The 7531-nt window shown below is 42.7% G+C and carries 7 protein-coding genes and 1 pseudogene; all 8 read left to right on the forward strand.

All coding sequences use genetic code 11. The annotated features are described in order from the left end of the window. Window positions 1-116, forward strand: a pseudogene (locus F6K20_RS40005) (TRCF domain-containing protein); the annotation flags it as partial. Window positions 117-148: 32 nt separating this feature from the next. After that, window positions 149-895 carry a phage late control D family protein gene (locus tag F6K20_RS16610; protein ID WP_287295348.1) on the forward strand — a complete coding sequence of 249 codons (747 nt, stop codon included), beginning with the start codon at window positions 149-151 and terminating at the stop codon, window positions 893-895. After that, a complete protein-coding gene (locus tag F6K20_RS16615) occupies window positions 892-1539 on the forward strand; it encodes a phage baseplate assembly protein V (RefSeq protein WP_287295350.1) in 648 nt (215 codons plus the stop codon). The genes F6K20_RS16610 and F6K20_RS16615 overlap by 4 nt, the downstream gene beginning before the upstream one ends. Window positions 1540-1551: 12 nt before the next feature. Continuing rightward, the gene (locus tag F6K20_RS16620) at window positions 1552-1947 is read left to right on the forward strand and encodes a PAAR domain-containing protein (RefSeq protein ID WP_071103398.1); all 396 of its coding nucleotides are present in this window, start codon (window positions 1552-1554) and stop codon (window positions 1945-1947) included. A gap of 13 nt (window positions 1948-1960) precedes the next feature. Then, window positions 1961-2353: a GPW/gp25 family protein gene (locus F6K20_RS16625; protein WP_071103399.1), complete on the forward strand. Its 393-nt coding sequence runs from the start codon at window positions 1961-1963 to the stop codon at window positions 2351-2353. Further along, a complete protein-coding gene (locus tag F6K20_RS16630; protein WP_287295353.1) occupies window positions 2353-5640 on the forward strand; it encodes a putative baseplate assembly protein in 3288 nt (1095 codons plus the stop codon). Before F6K20_RS16625 ends, F6K20_RS16630 begins: the two co-directional genes overlap by 1 nt. Before the next feature lie 12 nt (window positions 5641-5652). Continuing rightward, window positions 5653-6639 (forward strand): baseplate J/gp47 family protein, encoded by a 987-nt coding sequence (locus F6K20_RS16635; protein WP_287295355.1) that lies wholly within the window; start codon window positions 5653-5655, stop codon window positions 6637-6639. Window positions 6640-6645: 6 nt separating this feature from the next. Next, window positions 6646-7410 (forward strand): phage tail protein, encoded by a 765-nt coding sequence (locus tag F6K20_RS16640; RefSeq protein WP_287295356.1) that lies wholly within the window; start codon window positions 6646-6648, stop codon window positions 7408-7410. The last annotated feature ends 121 nt before the right edge of the window (window positions 7411-7531 follow it).

A 7531-nucleotide genomic window follows, 5' to 3' on the forward strand; every position in this document is an offset into this window, starting at 1 on the left:
CCGCTGACTATATTCCAGATATAGACCAAAAAATCAGTGCTTATCGAGGAGTAGCTGCAGCAGCCTCCCAAAAGGAGTTAGCACAGATCGCAGCAGATTGGAGCGATCGCTATGGTTAGAGTTTACGATTCAGCGATTACCCAAAGTAATGATTAGGGGTTATGATCGCAGCCATCGCTTACATCGTGGTCGTCATACCCAGACTTTTGTGCAACTAAAAGATAGTGACATCGCAGCACAAATTTCCCAGCAGGTTGGACTTTCTGCCCAAGTAGAAGATAGTGGGGTGGTGCATGACTATATTTTACAAGCTAATCAAACTCATATGGAGTTTTTGCAAGAAAGGGCAGGAAAAATTAATTATGAGGTGATGGTGGAAGATCGAAATTTAGTATTTCGACCTACGGCTAATCAAGATAGTGAAATTCTCACCCTAATGTTTACTGATGACCTACTGGAATTTTATCCCTGTATGTCCTCTGCAAGTCAAGTGAATGAAGTCAAAGTACAGGGTTGGAATCCTAAAGAAAAGCAAGCAATTATCGGACGCGCCGCCACTGGTGATGAAGGAAGCAAAATGGGGGGAGAAACTAGTGGTGCAGCTTTAAGCGAAGATGCTTTTGGTACAGCAGTAAAAACCCTGAGCAATCACCCAATGATTACCCAAGCGGAAGCAGATCAGCTGGCTCAAGCCCGTTTTCAGCAACTCAATCTAGAGTTAATTAGTGGAGAAGGAATTTGTCGAGGGCGTACAGATTTACGAGCAGGAATAGTAGTTCAAATTGATGGTGTAGGCAAGCGCTTTAGCGGTCAATACTATCTTACCAGTGTCCTGCATCGCTATTGTAATAGCCAATATCATACTAAATTTACAGTGCGGAGGAATGCTCAATGAAATTGTCTGAACTACTTTTGGATAGTCAATCCCACCGAGCGATCGCATCTCGTATTTATGGTGTCGTAGTTGGTGTAGTGACCAACAATGAAGACCCAGAAGGACTAGGTCGGGTTAAAGTGAAATACCCCTGGCTAAGTGATGAAGACGAAAGTGACTGGGCGCGGATAGCTACACTAATGGCGGGAAATGAACGAGGGATTTATTTTTTGCCAGAAGTAGATGACGAAGTATTAGTAGCTTTTGAACATGGTGATGTACGCTTGCCCTATATTATCGGGTCTTTGTGGAATGGTAAAGAATTACCACCAGCAACTAATGAAGATGGTGCTAATAATATCCGGGTAATCAAATCTCGTAGCGGTCATGTCATCCGTCTCAATGATGAAGAGGGGGCAGAAACTATTGAAATTGTCGATAAAACCGAGAAAAACAGTATTATTTTTGATACAGCTAACAACACTATTGCTATTACCACCGATGGAGACATTACTTTATCAGCATCCCAAGGTAATATTAAACTAGAGGCAGAAAATATTGAAATCAAATCTTCAGCAGATACCAAAGTTGAATCCGGTGCAGCAATGGATATTAAAGCCAGTAGCACCATGAATCTTAAAGGTCAAACTATTAATCTCAACTAGTCTAATTTAATTATGGGACAACCAGCAGCCAAACAAGGGGACCAAATTACCGCTATTGATACTCATATTGTTATGGTACCAGGAACACCACCTGTACCAACTCCCCTACCTCATCCTTTTGCGGGCATTATTAACGGCAACCTCAGCAGTGATGTCAATATTATGGGAATGCCAGCAGCTACGGTAGATAGCACTGCCGATAATACTCCACCTCATATTCCCACACCTCCTGGCACTGCCTTTCAAAGTCCTCCTGCTAATAAAGGAACCATTAAAATTGGTAGCCCAACGGTAAAAATTAACGGTAAACAAGCAGCCAGAAATGGAGATATTGCTGAGACTTGTAATGATCCTGCCGATTTACCAATCGGACAAGTAATCGCAGTCGGTACAGTTTTTATTGGCTGAAAAGGAGAAGGTTATGTCTAAACCATTTTTAGGTGTTGGAGTAGGATTTCCCATCAGTTTAGATACTAGGGGAGATTTCCAACTTGCGGAATATGAAGAGAGTGTACGCCAGTCAATTGTAATTATCCTTGGTACTGCCAAAGGTGAGCGAGCCATGCGTCCCGACTTTGGTTGCAGCATTTATGATTTAGTTTTTGAGCCCAATTCACCTGCCACTGCTGGTAAAGTATCCCAAGCTATACAGGAAGCCCTACTGTTCTTTGAACCCCGCATTGATGTTATAGATGTGCGCGTTCAATCCCCTATTCCAGAACAAATGCTTGTCAATATCGACTATCAAGTGCGAGCAACCAATAATGTCTTTAACCTAGTTTATCCATTTTATCTAGAAGGAAGTGCAGGTTAATGGCAATAAAAGCTCCTAAAATTGATTCTAGAACGGCAGAGACTATTGCCGCTCAGGTGCAGCAACTGCTGGAACACTATACAGGAGAAACTAAAGATATTCAAGGAACGAGTGCTGCTATAGTTAATATCTTTGCCCGTTTTGCCGAGATTATTATCGAGCGACTCAATCAAGTTCCAAATAAAAACTTTTTAGCGTTTTTAGATTTATTAGGAGCGTCTCGGTTACCACCCCAACCAGCACGAGTACCCTTGACATTTTCCTTAGCTGCCGGAACTACCGTTGATGCAGTAGTGCCAAAAGGAACACAAGTTGCTGCTCCTCCAGGGGAAAGAGAACAAGACCCTGTTATTTTTGAAACTGAACGGGAATTGGTAGTAACAGCCGCCAAATTAGACTCTATTTTTGTGCGGGACCCCCAACAGGATTTGTATAGTAATCATAGTTCAATTCTTACTACCCCAGCATCACCAGGTGTTGATGTTTTTCGGGGCAACCAACCCATTGAACATAGTTTATATATCGGACATAGCAAACTTTTAGGGTTTGCTGAAATTGAGACGTTTAAAGTAACGATTAATTTATCAGAAGTCCTTGGTACTCCAGGAGAAGTAACATGGCAAATTTGCCAGGAAACAGAAGATGGAGCTAATTGGCAAGATATTACACCGAGCAATGATGGAACTCAAGGCTTGACGAGCAGTGGCGATCGCGAAATTGAATTTAGTAATATTACCGCTTTACCGTTAACTACTGTTAATGCAGTAACTAGTCGTTGGCTTCGCTGCCGGTTAGTTACTCCCATTACTCTTGCCGATGAATCTTCAACGGACATGGTATCTGCTAATGAGCTACCAGAAATTGATGAGATAAAAATTGAAGCGAGTATTAGTTCTAGCAACCTATTAATTGAAACGGCTTTTCTTAATCAATTACCCGTTGATTTAACTAAAGAGTTTTTTCCCTTTGGAGAAAAACCGAAGCTTGGGGATACCTTATATTTAGCCAATAGTCAAATTTTTTCTCAAGAAAATGCTCAAATTACTCTTCAGGTTAACTTGAGAAATCCCGCCACAGAAACTAGCGATGAACCAGATGGCGTTCCTACAGCACATACCATAACAGAAATTAGCGGTGAACCAGATGACTTTCCTTTACGTACCAGAGCTTCGAGCAATTTAAGACTTAAATGGGAATTTTGGAATGGTAAGGTCTGGCAAGAATTAGGAACTGCAGCTGTTTACTACAACACTAGTAACAATCCAGAAGCTGAATTTCAAGACACTACCCAGGCTTTTACTGAAAATGGTCAGGTAGTGTTTAACTTATTTGAAAAACCTGTTACCACCACTATTAATGGAGTAGAAAGTTTCTGGATTCGTGTGCGAATTAGTGCAGGTAACTATGGTAGAGAAGCTCGCTATGAGCGTATTGTCCCAACACCAGAGCCACCAGCACCAGAATATCGATTCATTGAGGCAACTTTTGCTCCGCCATTAATTAGCTCAATTGGAGTTAGCTATACATTAACAATATCAGAAGAACCAGAAGCTCTTTTGACCTACAATGATTCAGTTTACTCAAATAACCTAGTTAAACGTATTGACAGCAAAAATAAACTAATTGGGAGCATCCCATTTTGGCAAATATATCTTTTTATATGGGCGGTAGAATCACGATCATACAGCTTAATGCGGTATGTTTATTCCAAAGTAGTATGCCCCCAAATAATTCCTTTTAAAGGTACAGAAACTGAACAGCCAGCTTGCTATTTGGGATTTAGTTTACCATTAGCTAGAACAGAATTTACCAATCGTAAGATCAGCATTTTTTACTGTGTAACTGAGGTAAAATATGGAGATAATAATGTTACATTAGTACCTAATGCAACGGCTGTTAAACAATTGAATAAAACTGAACAAGTTCAACTAGTATGGGACTATTGGAATGGCCAAGCATGGCAACAACTAACCATAAGAGATGAAACGGAAAACTTTACCCGTTCCGGTTTAATTGAATTTCTGCCACCAGGGGATTTTTCACCAAGGGAAGACTTTAATTTACCTCCCCGTTATTGGCTCCGGGTTCAATGGTTAAAGGGTGACTATGAGGTTGAACCTAGGCTGAAACAAGTACTGCTTAACACTACCATGGCAGCACAAACAGCTACGATCCAAAAGGAAATTGTTGGCTCCAGTGACGGGACTGAAAATCAAAAATTTAATACAACTAGTCAGCCAATTTTAGCAGGTCAAGAGCTGGAAGTGCGGGAACCGGAAATACCTTCTGCCCTAGAAAAGGACAAAATTCTCCTTGAAGAAGGGGAAAAGGCGATTACGGTTACTACTAATGAAACCGGAAGACCGCAAGAGATTTGGGTACGTTGGCATCAAGTCCCGGATTTCTATCAATCAGAACCACGGGATCGCCATTATGTCTTTGATAATCTTACCGGAGAAATTACCTTTGGGGATGGACACAATGGACTGATTCCTCCTCCCGGTAAAGGCAATATCCGCATGAGTCGCTATCAAACTGGTGGTGGAACTGCTGGAAATAAACCGGCTGGGGCGATTGTCCAACTCAAAACCACAGTCCCCTATGTGGACAAAGTGATTAACCATCAAGCAGCCGCAGGGGGGGCAGAAGCTGAAACCATTGACTCCCTAATCGAGCGCGCACCTAAAGAAATTCGCCATCGTCAGCGTGCTGTAACTAAGGAAGATTACGAAGATTTAGCCAAGCTGGCTTCACCAGAGGTAATCAGAGCCAAGTGTGTACCCTTAGGGAATTTAAAAACTAATCCCCTGGATCCCAAGCCGGATTTAGCGGGAGCAGTCAGCGTGATTATTGTACCCCGCTCCACTGAGGCTAAACCCCTACCCAGTTTGGAGCTAATCAAGCGCGTCCAAAACTACCTACAAGCCTACACCGAACCCACAGTGGCAATCTCGGTGGTGGGCGCTCTCTATGTCCGTGTCGATATTACTACTAAAATTGCTGTCACTTCCCTAGAAGGATCTCGTGAGGTAGCACAAACAGTGGAACAAACCTTAGCTGGTTTTCTGCATCCCCTAACCGGTGGTTTTGACGGAATGGGTTGGAATTTTGGTCGTCAACCCTATAAATCGGACTTATACCGACTACTGGAGAGAGTGCCGGGAGTAGACCATGTTTATAGTTTGGAGGTGGCTGAAATTGAAGAATTAGACGGTGCTAGCGAGACTAATCGCTTTTTAGTGTATTCCGGCAACCACACCATCAATTTAACCTTTGTGGAATCCTGAGGAGGGTAACTCATGCCAATAGAATTGCCTAATCTTGATGACCGCACCTATGACGACTTGGTGCAAGAAGCCCTGGGTATGATTCCCAGCTATGCACCCCAATGGACTAATCACAATCCTTCTGATCCTGGTATTACCGTCATTGAGCTATTTGCTTACCTGACCGAAATGGTGCTCTATCGGCAAAATCGGGTAACAGAGGCCAATATGCGGATGTTTTTACAACTGCTGAATGGACCAACTTGGCAGCAAACGGGGGATTTACAGACAGAGATTAAAAATGCCATTACCCAAGTACGCGATCGCTACCGAGCCATCACCTGTGCCGACTTTGTGGAATTAGCCCGAGAAGTAGAAGCAGATAATACCGTTGCGAGGGCACACTGTATACCTCGGCGTAACCTCAACTCGGAAAATGCCTTAGTCGAACCTGTGGATCAACCAGGTCATGTCAGTATTGTTATTATCCCCGATCGGGATGATAGTGAAAATAGCCCCCCTCAACCAAGCTCATTGCTGATTAACGAGGTAAAAAACCACTTAGAAGAACGGCGATTGATTGGCACCGCAATCCATGTAGTTGTGCCACGCTACATCACCATTAGCGTCAGATTAACCATACACCTCAACCGAGAAGCTGAAATAGCACCCAGTGAGGAAAAGATAAATAATGCACTGGAAAACTTTTTCGATCCCCTACCAAATCCTGACAATCCTCAAGGTTGGCCATTTGGTCGAAATGTTTATGTTTCCGAACTCTATCAACTACTTGATGAACTAGAATCTGTAGATTATGTCACCAAAACCAACCAGCAAGACGAAGTATTTTTTCCTCGTCCTGATGCCATAACCAATCAACAACGCCTAGTTACAACCAAGGAAGATACACCACAGCTAAGTGCCATCCAGCTGAAACCAGAAGAACTAGTCGATTTAGATCTTACCGCCAGCCAGATAGAAATCATATCCCCCTTAGAAACCGTTGATTTCACCGGTTAAAAACCCATGACAAACTCAGCCCGTTCCCCCAGTAAACTTTTAGACTATCTGCCAGAGATTTATCAAAGCGACCCTTTCGTCGGTCAATTTTTACTACCTTTTGAAAAGATTCTTTTCGGTAGTCCAGATGGGGTCAATTTTTCTGAGCAAGGTTTAGAAGAAAAAATTGCCTGTATTTCTAATTACTTCCATCCCCAAGAAACACCCCCAGACTTCCTGCCCTGGTTATCTAGCTGGGTAGCTTTGAGTCTCAGAGCAGATTTAAATGTCCAAAAACAACGGAATTTTCTGGCCAACACCGTCAGACTGTATCGTTTTCGAGGGACTAAAGACAATTTACAAGAACTGCTAGAATTATTTCTAGAGGAAGAAGAAAAAGTCACCATTACCGACGCTTCCAATGCCGAATTTCAAATTGGTGACTCCCCACTCCTGAACCAAATTGATGATCGCGAAAAACTTCCCTCGCGATCGCTCCTGGGTAGAGGCACTTACCTTGGTGGTGGTATCCCCCACTTTTTTATAGTAAGAATCACTCCAGCTCAAGGATTAACCCAAGAGCAACTCGACCGACAAATAGAAATCGCTACTGCCATCATCGAACAGGAAAAACCAGCCCATACCAAGTACAGACTAGAAATTATTTATCCTGACACCATGCAGATTGGTACTTTTGATCCTAATTCTGGAAAAGGTACCGGTTCCCAGATTGGAATTGATACTATTTTTGGCAAAATTCCCGAAAATGACGAATCTATCTTAGGAGAGTAAGTACCTGGACGACTGTACTAACTGTGTAAAGTTGCCAAAAGTCCCTCTGCTTCCTGCTCCCTGCTCCCTGCTCCCTGCTCTCTATTTCAACAGTTAATTTTACTTTTAAGGATTATGACAA

The organism is Moorena sp. SIO2C4, from assembly GCF_010672485.1.
Classification (GTDB): domain Bacteria; phylum Cyanobacteriota; class Cyanobacteriia; order Cyanobacteriales; family Coleofasciculaceae; genus Moorena; species Moorena producens.

Coding starts and splice junctions, on each gene's coding strand:
- F6K20_RS16610 (WP_287295348.1), top strand. CDS start 149: ATGATTAGGGGTTATGATCGCAGCCATCGCTTACATCGTGGTCGTCAT.
- F6K20_RS16615 (WP_287295350.1), top strand. CDS start 892: ATGAAATTGTCTGAACTACTTTTGGATAGTCAATCCCACCGAGCGATC.
- F6K20_RS16620 (WP_071103398.1), top strand. CDS start 1,552: ATGGGACAACCAGCAGCCAAACAAGGGGACCAAATTACCGCTATTGAT.
- F6K20_RS16625 (WP_071103399.1), top strand. CDS start 1,961: ATGTCTAAACCATTTTTAGGTGTTGGAGTAGGATTTCCCATCAGTTTA.
- F6K20_RS16630 (WP_287295353.1), top strand. CDS start 2,353: ATGGCAATAAAAGCTCCTAAAATTGATTCTAGAACGGCAGAGACTATT.
- F6K20_RS16635 (WP_287295355.1), top strand. CDS start 5,653: ATGCCAATAGAATTGCCTAATCTTGATGACCGCACCTATGACGACTTG.
- F6K20_RS16640 (WP_287295356.1), top strand. CDS start 6,646: ATGACAAACTCAGCCCGTTCCCCCAGTAAACTTTTAGACTATCTGCCA.